This is a genomic window from Terriglobales bacterium, from assembly GCA_035457425.1.
In the GTDB taxonomy this organism is placed as follows: domain Bacteria; phylum Acidobacteriota; class Terriglobia; order Terriglobales; family Acidobacteriaceae; genus JACPNR01.
The window spans coordinates 1-17,629 of record DATIBR010000127.1 but is presented as its reverse complement, the minus strand read 5'-3'; the positions used below and the strand labels follow the sequence as shown (position 1 = coordinate 17,629).

Genomic DNA, 17,629 nt, shown 5'->3' with positions numbered 1-17,629 from the left:
CCTATAGTTTCCGCCTCCCCTCGGAAGGACGAACTTCGGTCGGCGGCCGCGGTTTTGCGCGTGCGAGCTGCCACCATCGGGGACCTCGGCAATGGGCAGCGACGCAATCGGCACCATCGTGGTCCCCGGCGCGATCGCGCTGCTGCTTCTGGGCGTCTTCAGCTATCTCTACCGCCAGAGCCGCGAGGCCTATTTCCGCGCCTGGCAGCTTGCCTGGCTCATCTACACGCTGCGTTTCGGGCTGGTGGCGTTCCGCTTCGGCGAATACTCCGACCCCGCCGTCACCGCCGCCGCAAGCCATTGGGCGCTGGCCTGGCTGAGCTCGCTGATGTTCATCTTCACGGTGCTGTGCATCCTGGTCTCCACCGACCTGTTGGATGACCGCTTCCGGATGCGCGGCCGCTACCTGGCGATCGGCCTGACGCTCGGCGCGTGGAGCCTGCTCGACGTCACGCGTAAGGGCCCGATCGCGGCGAGCGTGCCCCACATCTACGGTTCGGTGGCGCTGTCGGCGCTGCTCATCTTCAGCGGCATCCGGTTCTGGCGGGTCGGCCAGCGGCGCGAGATGCCCAGCTACCACGTGCTGTCTTTCGCGCTCTGGTTCTGGGCGGTGCTGATCTCGCTCGTCCAGTTCCACGACTTCTTCGCGGACCACCCGCTCTGGACCAAGCTCAGTCACGTGCTCGGGCCGGTGCCGCAGATGCTGCTGGGCATCGCGATGGTGATGGTCCTGTTCGAGAACGAACGCCGCAACGTGCAGGAGAACCTGCTCGAGTTCTCGCGGCTCGACAAGATGATGGAAGGCCCGCTCGAGGCCGAGGACGCGGCCCCGCACCTGCAGAAGCTGCTCGACCGGCTGATCGCGCTGCTCGGACTGGAGCGCGGCATGATCTGCATCCGGCAGGAGCTGCGCGACGTCTTCCCCACGGTCGAGCGCGGCGTCTCGCGCAACGTCGCGGAGGTCATCGAGCGCCAGAGCGGCGCCGACTGCTTCGCCGAGGTCGCGATCGCGGCCGGCGGGGTGGCAGTCGTCCGCAACCTGGACCAGCAGCTCGCTGCGCTGCCCGATGAGCGCCGCGCCAAGGCCTTGCCCATCCGCACCGCGTTCGGCGCCGAGGGCATCGAAGCCTTCACCGTCACCGCGCTGCGCACCGCCGACCGCAACATCGGCGCGCTCATCTTCCCGCACGGCCGGCAGGCCTCGCTTTCCGCCTCGCGCATCAAGCTGCTGAAGGCGCTCGCCGCCCAGATCTCCATGACGCTGCAGCACTACCTGGTGGTGCGCGAATCGCAGCGCCGCTCCGGCGAGTACCAGCTGCTCACGCACATCGGGCAGGCGGTCAGCTCGCGGCTCGACGCCGACGAGATCCTGCAGGGGATCTACAAGGGCCTGTCGCAGCTGTTCGACGTGCAGAACTTCTACGTCGCCTTCCGCGACGGCAACAGCGTGCGCTTCGACCTCGAGATCGAGGAGGGGCTGGCCGTGTCGAAGCGCTCGCGGCCCTGGGCGAACGGCATCAGCGAGCACATCATCACCACCGGGAAGCCGCTGCTGGTGCGCGAGAACATGAACGAAGTCCGCGCGCAGATCGGGGTGGTCCCGATGGGGCGGCCCTCGCGCAGCTTTTGCGGCGTGCCCATCTTCCGGGGCGCGGAGGCGGTCGGCGTGATGGCCATCCTGAGCTGCGAGCGCGAAGGGGTGTTCGGGGAGCGCGACCTGCACGTGCTCGAGACCGCCGCCGGCCAGCTGGCGGTCGCCATGGAGAACGCCCGCCTGTTCGCCGAGGAGCAGCGCCGCGCCAAGTACCTCGCCTTCCTCAACAGCGTCTCCAAGACCGCCATCTCGAGCGACGACGCCGAGCGCATGCTGGAGGAGATCGTGCGCGAGGTGCAGCAGAACTTCCGCTACGACCACATCGGCATCGGCATCCTGGATTACGGCACCAAGGAGCTGGAGATCAAGGCGGAAGCGGGCACCACGGCGAAGGCGCTGGGCAAGCGCATCCCGCTCGGCGTCGGCGTGCTCGGGCGCGTGGCGCGCACCAACGAGATGGCGCTGGAGCAATCGTCGGGCGGGCGCCTGCTCGGCATCCTGCCCGACGCGCGCTCCATCCTGTGCATGCCGCTGCGCTACGGCGAGACCCTGCTCGGCGTCCTCAACATCGAGAGCACCAGCGAGAACGCCTTCGCGCAGCAGGAAGTGCTCATCCTGCAGACCTTCGCCGACCTGCTGGCGACCGCGCTGCACAACGCCTTCGTCTTCCAGAAGATGCAGCAGCACGCCATCACCGACGGCCTGACCGGGATCAAGACGCGCCGTTATTTTTCCGAGTCGCTCTCCTCGGAGTGGAAGCGCGCCTCGCGCTCGGGCCGCCCGTTCTCCGTCGTCCTCATCGACCTCGACAAGTTCAAGGCGGTCAACGACACCATGGGCCACCTCGAGGGCGACCTGGTGCTCACGCGCATCGGCCGGCTGCTGGAGCAGAAGTGCCGCCAGTCCAACATCGTGGCGCGCTACGGCGGCGACGAGTTCGTGGTGCTGATGCCCGAGACCTCCATCGAGCAGGCGCAGATCCTCGCCGAGCGCCTGCGGCTCTGGATCGCGACCGACCCCATGCTGAACGAGCGCAAGATCACCGGCAGCTTCGGGGTGGCGACCTTCCCGCTGCACGGCGCTTCCATCGAAGACATCATCCGCGTGGCCGACGCCGGCATGTACGTCTCCAAGCGCGCCGGCGGCAACCGCGTCTCCACCGTCGAGGAGTTCCACGAGGGCGAGGCGGTGGCGCAGCAGAAAGCGCTGGTCTCGAGCTACGTGGAGGGCTTCCTGCGCCGCGAGCACACCTCGCCCGATTCCGCCGACGAGCTGGTGCAGACCCTCACCAAGCTCGGCAGCGCGGTCAAGGACGGTCGCAACGCCGAAGCGCTGACCGAGGCGGTGATGGCGCTGACGCGCGCCGCCGAAGCGCGCGAGGTCTACTGCAGCGGGCACGGCGAATCGGTCGCGCGCTACGCCGAGGCCATCGGCCGCGAGATGAAGATGTCGCCCGAGGAGCTCGCCGACCTGGCGCTCGCCGCCCGCATCCACGACATCGGCAAGATCGTCATCCCGGAGCACATCCTCAACAAGGCGGGCGCGCTCAGCGTGGAGGAATACAAGATGGTGAAGACGCACGCCGAGATCGGCGGCCGCATCGTCGCGACCATGCCGGGCAGCGCGCGCCTCGCTGCCTACGTGCGCCACCACCACGAGCGCTTCGACGGCCGCGGCTATCCCGAGGGCCTTAAGGGCGAGGACATACCGCTGGGCGCGCGCATCATCGCCGCCGCCGAGGTCTTCACCAACATGACGCTGGAGCGGCCCTACGCACCCACGCGCAACACCCAGCAGGCGCTGGAAGAGCTGGAGCAGTTGAGCGGCTCGCAGTTCGACGGCGTCGTCGTCCGCGTGCTCACCGACCAGGTGCGCGGCCAGAAGCCCGCCCGCGTGGGGCGCGGGTGATCCATCGTTATCGGCCGAACAGCTTCCGCTTTTTCGGTTGCGGCTTCGGCGCTTCCAGCGGGATCCCCTCGAGCTTCTGCACCTTGCCCACCGGGTACAGCCCCATCCGCGCGTCCCACCACGGCGAGCGCTGGTAGAACCAGTTCAGGCGGCCGTAGGCGTTGGCGGCGAACTCGCGGTCGGTGCGCAGCTTCTCCTCGAACTCGGCCTTGAGCTTGGGGTCGTTCGCCAGCATCTCGCGCGCCAGCTTCTCGAGCACGTACGGCTCGCCATACTCCTTCTGCTCGAAGACGGCGTCGAACAATCCCCAGGTCACCGCCGAATCCGGACCTTGCGGCTCGAGCCAGTGGATGGCGACCTTGGCGGCGCGCTGGTCCATCGGCACGACCATCGAGCCTGCGGGGAAGCTAAGCTTCTCGCGCGCCGGCTTGCAGTCCGCCGGGGGCGTGCTGCCGTACGGCGAGCCGCCGCCCAGCACGTGGTGGCCCTCGAACGGCCGCTCCGCCCACTTCGGATTGCAGCGGTAGGTGTCGACCTCGCCCGACCACGCCGCGGTCGTCGGCTGCATGCGGACCCCGTGCGCGCGCAGCACGTCGATGACTTTGTCCCACTGCGCCGGCACGATGTACGCGCCCGGGATCGGCACCGTGAGCGAGGGCTTGAGCTTCGGATGCAGCGGCAGCTCGATCTCTTCTTTCTCGTGGGTGTACTGGTTCCACACGCCGCCCGAGACCTCGCTGAGCGACGTCGTCCGCTTGTAGCCGAGGAAGCGGAACGGGACGGTGTCGTCGGCCGTGACCAGCCGCAGCGGGAACTCGTCCGGCTTGCGGATGTAGGTGGCGGTCTGCGCCTCGCGGCCGCGCGCGATGGTCTGCTCGTCCGCCTGCTGGTTCATCGCGACGACCTTTGCCGCGTCGCGGTTCAGAACCTCCAGGATGGCGCGCAGCAGCTCGTAGTTGCCGGTCACGCGCGTCTTGTAGTCCTTGAGCATGTGCTGCTCGACCAGCAGGCTCGGACGGCTCTGCGTGACCATGTAGCCGGTCGAGAAGCGCGGCGGGTCCTGGCTGACCGAGAGCCCGAGCCGCGGGTTCGCCTCCCCCACGCCCACATACTCGCCGATGACGTGCCCGGAGTCCGAGACCGACTTCTCGATGTACGGCTTGAGCTGCTGCTCCAGCCACTCGGCGGTCGCCGCAGGCATGTCGGGGCCGACGTCGATGGCGTACGTCGTGTCGTACTGGTAGTCGGCGCCGTCGGTCACGTGGTCGTCGACGAAGAAGTCGGGCAGCCAGCGCTGGAACAGCTGCAGGAAGGCCCGCGTCTCGGGCGCGTCGGCCTTCAGGTAATCGCGGTTGAGGTTCAGGTTCTGCGACTGCGTGCGCCAGCCCATCTCGGCCGGGCCGTTCTGGTTGATGCGGTTGTACGCGCCGAAGCGCTCGTGCCCGTCGGCGTTGTAGATGGGGATGATCAGCACCACCACGTTGTCGAGCAGCTTCGCCTGGGACTTGGTGACGACCATCTCGCGCAGGAGCGCGAGGCAGGCGTCCTTGCCGTCCATCTCGCCGGCGTGGATGGCGTTCTGGATCAGGATGGTCGCGCGCCCCGACTTGCGCACGCGCTCCGGATCGAACACGCCGTCCTTCGAGACGATCGCGACCCACAGGTCGCGGCCTTCCGGCGTCTTGCCGAAGGTGTCGAGCTTGACCTGCCTGGGCGCGGCGGCGGCCACGCGCTTCACGTAGGCCATGGTCTCGTCGTAGCGCGGCGTGGTGCCATAGTCCGCCTTCTCGGCCGGCGTCTCCCAGCCGTCGGCGGCGGCGGTGGTGTCCTTCACCTTCTGGCTGGCGGGCGGTTGTTGCGCGCAGGCGCAGGCGGAGAGCAGCAATAGCAGCAGTGCTTTCTTCACAGGTCGCTCCTGGATCTTACTGTTCCGCGCCGCGGTCGGCGTGGGCGGCGGCCGCCAGGCGCGCGCGCGGTTTCCGGGCGCGGCGCACCAAGAGCACCGTGACGTGCGCGATGGCGGCGTTGTCGGTGCCCATGCCTTCCGGCGTCTTGGCCTTGATCCCCACGCAGTTCGGCTCGATGCGCAACAGCGCGGCCACGCGCGCCTGGATCTTCTTGGCGTGCGGCGAGAGCTTGGGTTCGGCCAGGATGAGCGTGGAATCCACGTTCGCGATGCTGTAGCCGGCGCGGCGCACCTGCTCCATCGCCGCCCGCAGGAAGACCACCGAGTCGGCGCCCTTCCAGCGCGCATCGTCGGACGGGAAATAGGTCCCGATGTCGCCGGCGGCGATGGCGCCCAGCAGCGCGTCGGTCAGCGCGTGCAGCAGCACGTCGCCGTCGGAGTGCCCCGCCAGCCCCTTGCCGTGCGGCAGTTCCACGCCGCCGATCTTCAGCGGAATGCCCTTCTTGAACTCGTGTGAGTCCCAGCCGTAGCCGATGCGCATTTAAACCCCTACCGCGGAGGAACGCGGATGAACGCGGATCCTTTTCCTTTCATTCGAGAAAGCGATGCGCTTGAACTCAGGACGCGGCCCGAAGTTCAGCAGCAGGCCGACCTCGATCTCCGTCGCCCTCAAGTAGTTGTAGAGCTGTGCTTCGTGGCTCTTCTCCAGGTGCTGAACTGCTTTTAGCTCGATAAGCACCTTGCCTCCACCAGGATGTCTGCGCGGAACTGCCCCACATCTTGACCGCGGAAAAACACCGGCACCGGCACTTCGAAGCTGCAACTCAACCCAGCCTGCTGCAACGCGATCAGGAAGGAATTCCGGTACACGGATTCGAGGAACCCATGGCCGAGCTCGTTATAGACCTCGTAGAAGAGCCCGATGACCTTCTCCGTGAGCTCACGGTGCAGCAGCGGGATTTCAGAAATATTTTTATCCGCGTTCATCCGCGTTCATCCGCGGTAAGGTTTTCGCTTCTTCATCCGGTCAAGCTTGCCCGCCGCCTGTCCTCCTGCGCCACGAAGAACTCCGCCAGCTCCAGGTCGTCAGGCGTGGTGATCTTGATGTTCTTGGGCGAGCCCATCACGACGGCGACGTCGTGACCCATGCGCTCGACCAGCGAGGCCTCGTCGGTCCCGAGGAACCCTTCCGCCTGCGCGTCGTCGAAGGCCTTCTTCAGCACGTCGTAGCGGAAGCCCTGCGGCGTCTGCGCCTGCACCACGCGCTCGCGTGGGATGGTGGACGCGACGATGGCGCCCTCCGCGGTCCGGTCCACCTGCTTGATGGTGTCCACCGCGGGGACGCCCGCGATGACCGCGCCGTGCTTCTGCGCGCCCGCGATCACGCTGGCGATGATCTCGTTGTCGACGAAGGGCCGCACGGCGTCGTGCACCAGCACGATGTCGTCGGCCGCAGCCTTCACCTTGGCGAGCGCGTTCGCGACCGACTGCTGGCGATGCTCGCCGCCCTCGACGATCTGCACGCGCTTGCCGCCCGCCGGCTTCAGCTCTTTCTCCAGCTGCGCCTTGAACTGCTCGGCCTCGGGCTTGCGCAGCGCGAGGAAGATCTCCGCGACCTGCGGCGATAGCAGGAACTTGCGCAGCGTATGCACCAGGATGGGCACTCCGCCCAGCTCGACGAACTGCTTGGTGGGCAGGGGCGCCTTCTTGCCCGGCGCCTTCTTGTCTTTCCTGGCAGCGGCCGCCGACATGCGCGTGCCCAGTCCCGCCGCCGGAATGATGACGATGACCTTCATGAGGGGCGAAAAGTATACACCTCAGCCTGCCTGTGGCCGGTTGACCGGGCGGCCGGCTTGTCCTAACATCCGCGAACCATGCGAGCGGTGCGATGAACTTGCAGACGCTTGGCCGCTACCGCATCCTCGAACAGATCGGCGCGGGCGGGATGGGCGTAGTCTACCGCGCACACGACGACCGGCTCGACCGCGACGTCGCCCTCAAGGTCCTGCCGCCCGGCATGCTCGCCGACGAGAGCAGCCGCCGCCGTTTCCGCAACGAGGCCCTCACGCTCTCCCGCCTCAGCCATCCCAACATCGCCACCGTCTTCGACTTCGATAGCGACGCCGGCGTGGACTTCCTCGTCACCGAGCTGATCCCCGGCATCACGCTCGACGCGCAGCTCGAAGCGGGCCCGCTGCGCGAAAAGCAGCTCCTCGAGCTCGGCGGGCAGCTCATGGAGGGCCTCGCGGCGGCGCATGCCGAGGGCGTCATCCATCGGGACCTGAAGCCGGGGAACCTGCGCGTCACGCCCGATGGCCGCCTCAAGATCCTGGATTTTGGCCTCGCGCGCCTGCTGCAGCCCTCGCCCGCCTCGGCGACCGAGAGCATGACGAGCGCCGGCGGCATCGCCGGCACGCTGCCCTACATGGCACCTGAGCAGCTGCGCGGCGAGCCCGCCGACGAGCGCAGCGACCTCTGGGCCGCCGGCGCCGTGCTCTACGAGCTCGCCACTGGAAAGCGGGCCTTCCCGCAGGTGAGCACGCCCATGCTGACGGACGCGATCCTCCGCCAGCCTCCGGTCCCGCCGCGGGCGCTCAACGGGAACCTGCCGCCCGAGATGGAACACATCATCGGCAAGGCGCTGGAGAAAGACCCCGACCATCGCTACCAATCCGCCAGGGAGATGGCCGTCGACCTGCGCCGGTTGAGCGCCGGCCGGTCGTCCTTCGCCGCCTTGCAGGCTCCCGCGAGGCCGCGGCGCGGCCGCGCGCTCCTCTGGGCGGCGTCCGCGCTGCTGCTCGCACTCGCTGCTCTCGGCACTTATGCCTGGACGCGCAAAGGCTCGCCGCCGCCCGGAACGGCGGCGCGCATCGAATCCCTCGCCGTGCTCCCGCTGGCGAATCTCTCCGGCGATCCACAACAGGAGTATTTCGCCGACGGCATGACGGAGGAGATGACTTCGCGCCTGGCCCAGATCAGCGCGCTGCGCGTCATCTCGCGGACCTCCGTGATGCAGTACAAGGGCACGCGCAAGCCGCTGCCCGAGATCGCGCGCGAGCTCAACGTGGACGCCGTGGTGGAGGGCTCGGTGCTTCGCTCCGGGGATCGCGTCCGCATCACCGCCCAGCTCATCGACGCTCGCAATGACCGACACCTGTGGTCGCAGAGCTACGAGCGCGACCTCAAGGACGTGCTCGCCCTGCAGAACGACGTGGCGCGCGCGGTCGCGGGCAAGGTCCGCGTCGTGCTCACCCCCGAGGAGGATTCCCGCCTCAATGCCGCCGCCGGAGTGAAGCCCGAAGCCTACGAGCTGTACTTGCGCGCGCGCAGCACCTACCGTATGCCGCCCAACCCGGAGTGGCGCGTCGGCACGCAACTGGCCGAGCGCGCGGTCGCCCTCGACCCGCAGTTCGCGCAAGGGCAGGCATTCCTGGCGTCGTGTTACGCCGGCAATGGCTTCATCGGAGTGAACGAGCGCGAGATGGACGCGAAGGCCGAGGCGGCGGTCGAGCGCGCCATCGCTCTGGACCCCGACCTGCCCGATGCCTACATCGCCGAGAGCATCCGCCTCTGGACGCGCCTGCACGGCTTTCCGCACGAAGCCGCCGCGCGCGCGGTGCACCACGGCCTCAAGCTCAACCCGAATTCGTCGCAAGGCCACAGCATCCTGGGACAGCTCTACAACCACGTTGGCTTGTTCGACGAGGCGGAGCGCGAACTGGAGAAGGCGCTCTCTCTCGATCCGAACAATGCTGGGGCCTACTACCGGATCCCACGCAACCTGCTTTACCAGCAGCGTTTCGAGGCAGCCGTGAAGGCGTTCCGCAACCCCCCGCCCGCCACCGCTACCCGCACCGACATGCGGCTGCAGGAGAACTACCAGCTGGGGATCGCGCTGCTGGCCCTGGGAAGAAAGGATGAGGCGCTCGCCCTGGTGCGGAAGCACATCGACCAGGATCCGCAGGGCGATTACGCCAGCGTTTACGCGGTGGTGGCCGCCGCTGACCACGACCGCAAGACCGCGCTCGAGCAGATCCGGATCGCGATCCAGCGCGGCGGGGAAAGCTCGCACTTCCACCACGCTGCCTACCACATCGCCATGGCTTACGCCCTCCTGGGAGAGAAGAAGCTGGCGGTGGATTGGATCCGCAAGACCGCGGACCTCGGCATGCCGGCGTACCCGCTGTTCCGCAACGATCCGAACTTCAAGCCGCTGCAGGGCGACCCGGCCTACGAGAAGCTCATGGCCGAACTCCAGGCGCAGAACGCGCGCTTCAAGCTGACGCTGTGATCACTCGCTCGCGGGCCGCTCGATGATGACCGGCTGCGGCTTCGCCGCGGCCTGGTGCTTGCCCGAGGAGTCCGCCGCCGGAGGCGCCGGCCGGGGCGGCAGCCCGCTCTCCGCGAACTTCCCGAAGATCATCTTGCCGGCGGTGGTCTGCAGCACCGACGTCACCGAGATGTCCACGTTCTTGCCGATCATCTTGCGCGCGTTGTCGACCACCACCATGGTGCCGTCGTCCAGGTAGGCCACGCCCTGGTTGTACTCCTTGCCTTCCTTGAGGATGAACACCTTCATCGCCTCGCCCGGCAACACGATGGGCTTGAGCGCGTTGGCCAGCTCGTTGATGTTCAGCACCTCGACGCCGTGCAGCTGCGCCACCTTGTTCAGGTTGAAGTCGTTGGTCACGACCTTGCCGTCGTAGGCCTTCGCCAGCTCGATCAGCTTCATGTCCACTTCGCGCACGGTCGGAAAGTCGTCCTCGACGATCTGGATGTCGAGGTGGGCGATCTTCTGGATGCGCTGCAGGATGTCGAGCCCGCGCCGCCCGCGGTTGCGCTTGAGGGAGTCAGCCGAGTCGGCGACGAGTTGCAGCTCGCGCAGCACGAACTGCGGGATCACGATCACGCCGTCGAGGAAGCCGGTCTCCGCGATGTCCGCGATGCGCCCGTCGATGATCACGCTGGTATCCAATATCTTGTAGCTCCGCTTCCCCTGCTTCTCGCCGCCGAACACCCCGCCCAGCGCCGAGAGGTTCAGCAGGTCGCCCTTGTTCGCGCCCACGATCAGCCCCACGTAGGCCATCAGCAGCATCACCAGGAGCTGGAGGAAGCTGCGGGTGTGGCCGGGGTCGACCGCGCTGCCGATGACCAGCGAGAACAGGTAGGCGCCGAAGATGCCGGTGATCGAGCCGATGACCGCGCCGATCAGCCGCTTCAGGCTGACCGTCCGCAGCCGCCACTCGAACAGCACGACCGTAGCGCCGATGAAGGCGCCGGCGCCCGCAGCGGCCAGGCGAGGGAATTGGTCCAGACCGAAAGGTTGCAGGAAGTAGCAGACCGTGGCCAGGACGACGATGAAGACGAAACGAATGAGGACCAGATCCATGACGGACCTCCACCGGGCAGGCGCGATTCGCTGAAAAGCTATGGGGCCGACTGCGTATGGCAAAGCCAGCGCGCGCGAAGCCCGAACTGCGTTAACGCGGAGCGGGTATGAAGTATGAAATGCTGCTCCGCCCCCGGCTCGTCGCCGGGGACTCCGGAAACGAGGGAAGTATATACCTCATGCGCGAGGCCGGCGGGCGCAAGCACGCCTGGGCAACGGTTATCGCAACAGTAAACACAGAACCGTATGAGTTAATTGCCAAGACAACGGTCAGGCCGCATCTTCATAGCAGGCACACGAAGAAGTGCCGCAAGTGTTCGGCCCTGGTAGATGAGCGGTTGTAGTAAGAGAGACCCGGCGCAAAATTCTCGGGGGAGAAGCCGCGCCGGGTTTTTCATTTGCCGCGCCGGGGGCGCGGCAAATCAGCAATAAGCAATCAGCGATTAGCAATAAGCAAGGGCCTTCCACCCGCATGGACACCCGGTTCATCCTTTGAGCCCCTGTTCCGCCCTGACCACCTCGGAGTGCAGGTTCCTGCTAATCGCTAATTGCTTATCGCTTATCGCTTCTAGTACAACGTTCCCGCCATGAAGCGCCCCCGCCTTCTCGCACTGCTGCTCGTCTTCGCCCTGCCCGCCTTCGCCAAGTACATCCCCGACCCGATCGTGAAGTACAAGATCGACGCGCGGCTGGACCCCAAGGCCAGGACCGTCAAGGGGCACGAGGTCATCGTGTGGCGCAACCATACGAGCGATTCCATCCCCGACCTCCAGTTCCACACCTACCTCAACGCCTTCAAGAACAACTATTCGACCTTCATGCGCGAAGGCGGCGCCTCCAGCCGCCGCGTGCGCTTCGGCAAGGGCGACGACGCCTGGGGCTACATCCAGATCCATTCCATCAAGGTCGACGGCCAGGACCTGACCGCGCAGCTGCGCTACATCCAGCCCGATGACGGCAACCCGCTCGACCAGACCGTCGCGCAGGTCCTGCTGCCCAAGCCCATCCCCGCGAACGGCTCCGTGACCATCGAGATCGAGTGGACCTCGAAGATGCCGCGCCTGTTCGCGCGCACCGGCTTCCACGACAACTTCTTCATGGTGGTGCAGTGGTTCCCCAAGCCCGGCGTCTACGAGGCCGCCGGCGAGCGCCATCGCGTCAAGGGCGGCTGGAACTGCCGCCAGTTCCACACTTCCACCGAGTTCTTCGCCGACTACGGCAGCTACGACGTGAACCTCACCATCCCGTCGGATTTCGAGCTGGCCGCGACCGGCACGGAGCGCTCGAAGAAAGACAACGGCGACGGCACCACCACCTACAACCACTACCAGGAAGACGTCTTCGACTTCGCCTGGACCACCCAGCCGAAGTCCCAGGTGATGAAGATCGTCCGCATGTTCAAGGCGAGCGAGCGGGTCACGCCGGCCGAGCTCCAGGAATGGGCGCGGAAGACCGGCGCCCCGCTCGACCAGATGCCGCTCCAGGACGTGCAGGTCACACTGTTCATCCAGCGTGAGCACTCCGACCAGGTCGAGCGGCACTTCCGCGCCGCCTTCGCCGGCATCAAGTGGTTCGGCCTGATGTACGGCAAGTACCCGTTCGACGTGCTCTCGGTCATCGACCCGCCGCCTTTCCAGGGCGATGGCGCCGGCGGCATGGAGTATCCGACGCTCATCACCGCGGGCACCGACTACTGGGCGGCGAAGCACCGGCTCGACCCCGAGGGCGTGATCGTCCACGAGTTCGGCCACCAGTTCTGGTTCCACCTCGTCGGCAACAACGAGTTCGAGGAGGCGTGGCTCGACGAAGGCTTCAACTCCTACTCCACCGGCAAGGTGCTGGAGATGGAGTACGGCGCCAACCAGAGCTACGAAGAGCTGTTCGGCGTGCCGGTGCCGGCGGCCATCTGGACCACGCTGCCGGTCCCGCGCTATCCGTGGTTCGGCATGATGCGCGACACCAGCAGCTGGGACGGCTTCTGGGCCGAGCCCGGCGACCCCTACATCGGCCTTGGGCAGTACTGGGAGTGGGTGCCGCGCCTGCAGCGCGACGGCCGCATCGAGAGCTACTTCGCCAACGCCAAGACCGACGCCATGGAGCGCTACGCCTGGCTCGACATGAACCGCGCCAGCTACGGCACGCAGGCCTACTCCAAGCCGGAGCTCACGCTGCGCACGCTCGAGAACCTGCTCGGGCCGCAGTGGCCGCGCATCATCCGGACGTATCACCAGCGCTGGCGCTTCAAGCATCCCGACGCGCAGGACTTCATCGCGACCGTCGACGAGCTCTCCGGCGGGCGCAACCTCAAGTGGTTCTTCGACCAGACGCTCTACGGCACCAACACGCTGAACTACTCGGTGTCGTTCACGAATGACCCCGCGCCGAAGAAGGAGGGCCTCTTCGACCAGGGCGGCCAGCCCAAACTCGCGGAAGACAAGAGCAAGGAGAGCGAGCGCCCGAACGAGTCTGAAGTCCTCGTGCGGCGCGTGGGCGAGATGGCCTTCCCCGCCGTCATCCGCGTGAAGTTCGAGGACGGCAGCGAGGTCCGCGAGCTCTGGCCGGTGACCGATCCCGGACTTCCCGCCGCGGGCGCGCCCGAAGGCGCCAACCAGTACCGCTGGAAGAAGTTCAAGTACGCCAAGAAGGTAGCGCTGGCGGAGGTGGACCCGGACCACGCGTGGAACCTCGAGGTGGCGCGCACCGACAACAGCTTCCAGGCCCAGCCCAACAAGCTCGCCGCGGACAAGTGGTACCTGCGCTGGGTGGTGTGGATCCAGAACGTGCTGATGGGCTTTTCTTATTTCTCTTAACGGGTGGCTTTTCTTTAACGGGTAGGCGCCGGCGACTCGCCGGCGCAAGGATGAAGGAATGAAGGCATCGCAAGCACTCCGCGCCGGGCTCGCCGCCGCCGCGCGCAATCCGTGGATGGTGTGGATCTTCTTCGGCGCGAACCTGCTGCTGGCCGCCGCACTCGCCGCGCCCATGCACTCGGCGCTCGGCGACTACCTGGGGAACAGCGCGCGCGGACAGGAGCTGGTGCAGGGCTTCAGCGCGCAGTGGCTGGCCGAGTTCACGCTGCTCAACGCCGTCTTCCTCAAGGGTTTCACCAACGCCATCGTGTACGCGGCCGTCGTGTTCCTGGTGCTGAACACCGCGCTCTCCGCCGGCGCCTTCGAGGTGTTCTACCGCGGCGCGGGCGCCACCGCCCACGCCTTCGGACGCGGCATGGGACGCTTCTCCGGCCGCTTCTTCCGCCTCATGGCGCTCGCGACCGTCTTCTACTTCGCCGTCTTCTGGTTGTTCAACTACGCGGTCGCGAAAGCCGTGAGGGCGCCCTTCGAAGGCGGCGTGCACGAGGCGCCCGCGTTCTACCTGAACTGGCTGCGCTGGCTGCTGTTCTTCTTCTGCGTGAGCGCGGTCAACGCGCTGGTGGACTACGCCAAGGCCGACCTGGTCGCCGACGACCACGCTTCCGTGCTCGCGGCGCTCGGCCACGCCGGCGGCTTCCTGCTGCGCCGTTTCTGGCGGGTGATGGCGATCTACGTCGGCCTGGCGCTGCTGTCGGCGCTCGCCGTGCTCGCCTACGCCACCTTCGCGCGCTTCTTCCCGCAAGGCTCCGCGCTCACCATCTTCGTGTGGTTCCTGGCGGCGCAGGCGTTCCTGTGGCTGCGCTGGCTGCTGCGCCTCGCGCAGTACGCCGCCGCCACGGCCTACTACGGACGCGTGCCGGCGGCGACGGCGGAATCCGTGGCGGCGTCATCCTGAGGCCGCCGCGGCGGGCGAAGGATCTCATCGCCTGGGATGCTTCGCGCGGACGCGCTCAGCATGACACCTAGCGCGGCTTGATGTGCGGGCTTTGCGGCGGGTTCTTCTGCCCGCTGGACGGCGCCTTCTGCTGCGTCACTCCACCCGAGCCCGGCTTCGCCTTCTCCACCACGATGTTGAACGCGATGGGCAACGTCTTGGGCGGGAAGCAGGCCTTGTCGTTGCACGCCTGGTACTTCAGCTCGCCGTGCACGGTGTAGGGGCCGGTGGTCGCCGAGCGCGACGCGCTCAACTGCGCCTTGATCTTGAAGTCGCCGGTGTAGACGCTCAGCTTCTCCTTCGAGAACGAGAGCTCCAGCTCCTCCGCCGGGGGATACTCCAGCTTCCCGACCGCGATGTCGGTCGGCGGCATGAAGCGGAGCTTCGTGGGGATGAGGAACTCCGACTTCGGCTTGTCGGAGTTGATGTGCATCCCCGGGTTCACGCGGAAGTCGAACTCGACGACCGCGGGGCGCCCCGCGGCCACGCTCACCTTCGCCGGCGGCGCGTACTTCACGTAGTGCTCGCTGGGCGCGAGCTGCGCGCTCGCCAGCGCCGCGAACAACAGGATGGTCCCCAGTCTCTTCATGGCTTGGTCTCGAGCGCCTGCTTGATGTGGTCCTCGATCTCGCTCTTGCTGACCAGGCCCACGACCTTGTCGAGCATCTTGCCGTCGCGCCCGATGTACACCGTGGTCGGCATGAGCTGTGCGCCGTACACGTCCATCACCGCGTTCTTCCCTTGCAGGATGGGGTAGTTCACGCCCATCGAGTTGGCGAACTTCATGATGGCTTCCTTGCCGGCGTCGTCCTGCGCGATGCCCACGACCTCGAGCCCCTGCGCGCCGTACTGCTTCTTCATCTCCACCAGCCACGGCATCTCGACCTTGCAGGGCTCGCACCACGTCGCCCAAAAGCTGAGAACCACGGCCTTGCCCTTCAAGTCGGAGAGCTTCAGCTTCGTTCCGTCGGCGGCGCTCAGGGTCTCGAGCTCGAAATCAGGCGCGGCGATCCCCTTCACCTGGCTGGGGATGGGCTGCACGCCCTCCGCGAGACCGGCGGCCGACTTGCTCGCCATGCGGCGCCCGAGCACCAGCATGCCGGTGATGGTCAGGACTACGACCAGGATGACGATGGCGTTGCGTCTCAGAGGAATCTCTCCTGTAGCGCGCGGAAGAACGGCACCTTGTTGAGCCACACGTTCAGCAGCGCGAATTTACCGTAGAACACCAGCACGCCCAGCGCGATCAGCAGCACGCCGCTGGCGACCTCGACCTTGTGCAGGTGCTGCCGGAACTTTCCGTAAAAGTGCATGAACCAGTCCACCGCCAGCGCGGTGATCAGGAACGGGATGGCCAGCCCGAGCGAGTACACGCCCAGCAGCGCCACGCCCTTCAGCAGCGTCGACTGCTCGGCGGCGAACTTGAGCACCGCCGCCAGGATCGGGCCGATGCACGGGCTCCAGCCGAACGCGAACGCGAATCCCAGCAGGAACGACCCCATGGGCGAGGGCTCGTGCTTCAGCCCGTGCAGCCGCGTGTCGCGGTAGAGGAACGGGATCTTGAGGATGCCGGTCAGGTGCAGCCCGAACAGGATGATGACCACGCCGGCGACGTAGAGGATCCACTCGCGATACTTGCCGAGGATCTGCCCGATGCCCGTCGCGGTCGCCCCGAACGCCATGAACACCACGCTGAATCCGAGCACGAAGAGCATGGCGTGCAGCAGGACCTTCTTCCTCTCTGCCTTGTCGCCCGCCTGCAGCTCCTCGACGCTCACGCCCGAGATGAGCGAGACGTATCCCGGCACCAGCGGCAGCACGCAGGGCGAGAGGAACGACAGCACCCCGGCGAGGAATGCCGCGATCGGCAGTGGCAGGCTGGACATGGGTCTACTCTCTCTATTCTAACAACCCCAACGGCGGCACATCGGGTCCGGAGGTCCACTCCATAGATTCATCGCCGGCCCCGACCGTTACGTTCTTTCTCTGTGCGTCTGTGTCGGTGTGGTAGGTGTTCCACCCTGAGGAAAAATATTTACTCATCCCGCAATTGCGTCCGCGGAAGTCTCACGCTATGCTGCGCAACAGTTCCTAGCCCATGGCAAACTTCTTCGAGCCGCCTCGTTACATCGCGCTGGAAGGTCCCATCCGAGTCGGCAAGAGCACCCTGGCCAGGATCATCGCGGAGCGCCTCAACGCGCAGCGCGTCACCGAACCGGAAGACAACCCCTTCCTCGGCGCGTTCTACGACGGCGAGCCGGGCGCGGCCTTCCAGGCGCAGTTCGAGTTCCTGATCAAGCGCTTCGAGCAGTTGAAGGCGCTGGACGTCTCCGCCAACGCCAACAAGCGCTTCGTTGCCGATTACATCTTCGAAAAAGACAAGCTGTTCGCTTACATCAACCTCTCGGACGCGGAGATCGAGATCTACAACCGCTACTATGACCTGTTCCGGGCGCAGGTGCCCACGCCGGACCTGGTGATCTACCTGCAGGCCTCGCCGGAGGTGCTGAAGAAGCGGCTGGCGAAGAAGAACGCGCCGGGCGAGGCGGCCATCAGCGAGGACTACATCGAGCAGGTGCACAAGGCGTACGAACACTTCTTCTTCCACTACTCCGCCAGCGACCTGCTGGTGGTGAACACCAACGACATCGACTTTGTGGAGCGCAGCGACGACCTCCAGGAGCTACTGCGCCGGCTGAACGAGCCCATCAAGGGCACGCAGTACTACCTGCCGCTGGGCGGGGAGACCGCGGCGAGTGCGGGGTAAGTCAAGAGCCCAACGCGGATTGGACGGATGAAACGGATGAACGCGAATCAAGCCTTAAGGGTTTATCCGTGGCGATCCGTCTCATCTGTGTCATCCGCGTTGAGGTTTTAGGTTTTTGGGTCTAGAATCCCTCTGCCTGCATCTCATCAGGCGGACAGGCTGTAGCCGGAGTATCCGGAGCGGCACTGGAGGCACAATGAGCGTCACCACTCTTCGACCGGACGAGAATCAACCCCGTCCGAAGGTCACCACCAGCACAAT

12 protein-coding genes and 1 pseudogene are annotated in these 17,629 nt (G+C 66.4%); 5 read left to right on the top strand and 8 right to left on the bottom strand.

Annotated elements, in window-relative coordinates:
- The first annotated feature begins 91 nt into the window (after positions 1–91).
- Entirely contained in the window at positions 92–3,502 is a 3,411-nt protein-coding gene (locus tag VLA96_09665; protein HSE49459.1) for a diguanylate cyclase, read from the top strand.
- Positions 3,503–3,509: 7 nt separating this feature from the next.
- On the opposite strand, the gene VLA96_09660 is transcribed toward VLA96_09665, so the two are convergent.
- The 4 genes and pseudogenes from VLA96_09660 to ispD all read right to left on the bottom strand — a co-directional run bounded on the left by VLA96_09660 (position 3,510) and on the right by ispD (position 7,204).
- The gene (locus VLA96_09660; GenBank protein HSE49458.1) at positions 3,510–5,408 is read right to left on the bottom strand and encodes a M14 family metallopeptidase; all 1,899 of its coding nucleotides are present in this window, start codon (positions 5,406–5,408) and stop codon (positions 3,510–3,512) included.
- 16 nt (positions 5,409–5,424) lie between these two features.
- The gene (gene ispF, locus VLA96_09655) at positions 5,425–5,949 is read right to left on the bottom strand and encodes a 2-C-methyl-D-erythritol 2,4-cyclodiphosphate synthase (GenBank protein HSE49457.1); all 525 of its coding nucleotides are present in this window, start codon (positions 5,947–5,949) and stop codon (positions 5,425–5,427) included.
- A pseudogene (locus VLA96_09650) lies at positions 5,950–6,395 on the bottom strand (GxxExxY protein).
- A 32-nt stretch (positions 6,396–6,427) separates the two neighbouring features.
- Complete coding sequence (gene ispD / locus VLA96_09645) at positions 6,428–7,204, bottom strand: 2-C-methyl-D-erythritol 4-phosphate cytidylyltransferase (GenBank protein ID HSE49456.1); 777 nt, start codon at positions 7,202–7,204, stop codon at positions 6,428–6,430.
- Positions 7,205–7,296: 92 nt separating this feature from the next.
- On the opposite strand from ispD, the gene VLA96_09640 reads away from it, so the two are divergent.
- Positions 7,297–9,699 (top strand): protein kinase, encoded by a 2,403-nt coding sequence (locus VLA96_09640; protein HSE49455.1) that lies wholly within the window; start codon positions 7,297–7,299, stop codon positions 9,697–9,699.
- Here VLA96_09640 and VLA96_09635 read toward each other — a convergent pair whose 3' ends face one another.
- On the bottom strand, positions 9,700–10,797 hold the full coding sequence (locus VLA96_09635) for a PIN domain-containing protein (GenBank protein HSE49454.1): 1,098 nt from the start codon (positions 10,795–10,797) through the stop codon (positions 9,700–9,702). It lies immediately after the preceding gene.
- 587 nt (positions 10,798–11,384) lie between these two features.
- Here VLA96_09635 and VLA96_09630 point away from each other — a divergent pair.
- Both VLA96_09630 and VLA96_09625 read left to right on the top strand, forming a co-directional pair.
- A complete protein-coding gene (locus VLA96_09630; protein HSE49453.1) occupies positions 11,385–13,607 on the top strand; it encodes a M1 family metallopeptidase in 2,223 nt (740 codons plus the stop codon).
- 58 nt (positions 13,608–13,665) lie between these two features.
- A complete protein-coding gene (locus VLA96_09625; GenBank protein ID HSE49452.1) occupies positions 13,666–14,562 on the top strand; it encodes a hypothetical protein in 897 nt (298 codons plus the stop codon).
- A gap of 67 nt (positions 14,563–14,629) precedes the next feature.
- Here the strand turns inward: VLA96_09625 and VLA96_09620 are convergent, their stop codons facing one another.
- From VLA96_09620 to VLA96_09610, 3 genes are read right to left on the bottom strand one after another with little or no spacing between them, the layout of a single operon-like run.
- On the bottom strand, positions 14,630–15,190 hold the full coding sequence (locus VLA96_09620) for a protein-disulfide reductase DsbD domain-containing protein (GenBank protein HSE49451.1): 561 nt from the start codon (positions 15,188–15,190) through the stop codon (positions 14,630–14,632).
- Positions 15,187–15,699, bottom strand: a complete 513-nt coding sequence (locus VLA96_09615; GenBank protein HSE49450.1) for a TlpA disulfide reductase family protein — start codon at positions 15,697–15,699, stop codon at positions 15,187–15,189. Before VLA96_09615 ends, VLA96_09620 begins: the two co-directional genes overlap by 4 nt.
- A gap of 47 nt (positions 15,700–15,746) precedes the next feature.
- Positions 15,747–16,487 (bottom strand): cytochrome c biogenesis protein CcdA, encoded by a 741-nt coding sequence (locus VLA96_09610; GenBank protein ID HSE49449.1) that lies wholly within the window; start codon positions 16,485–16,487, stop codon positions 15,747–15,749.
- 212 nt (positions 16,488–16,699) lie between these two features.
- Here VLA96_09610 and VLA96_09605 point away from each other — a divergent pair, with 212 nt between their 5' ends.
- Complete coding sequence (locus VLA96_09605) at positions 16,700–17,368, top strand: deoxynucleoside kinase (GenBank protein ID HSE49448.1); 669 nt, start codon at positions 16,700–16,702, stop codon at positions 17,366–17,368.
- Positions 17,369–17,629: the final 261 nt, after the last annotated feature.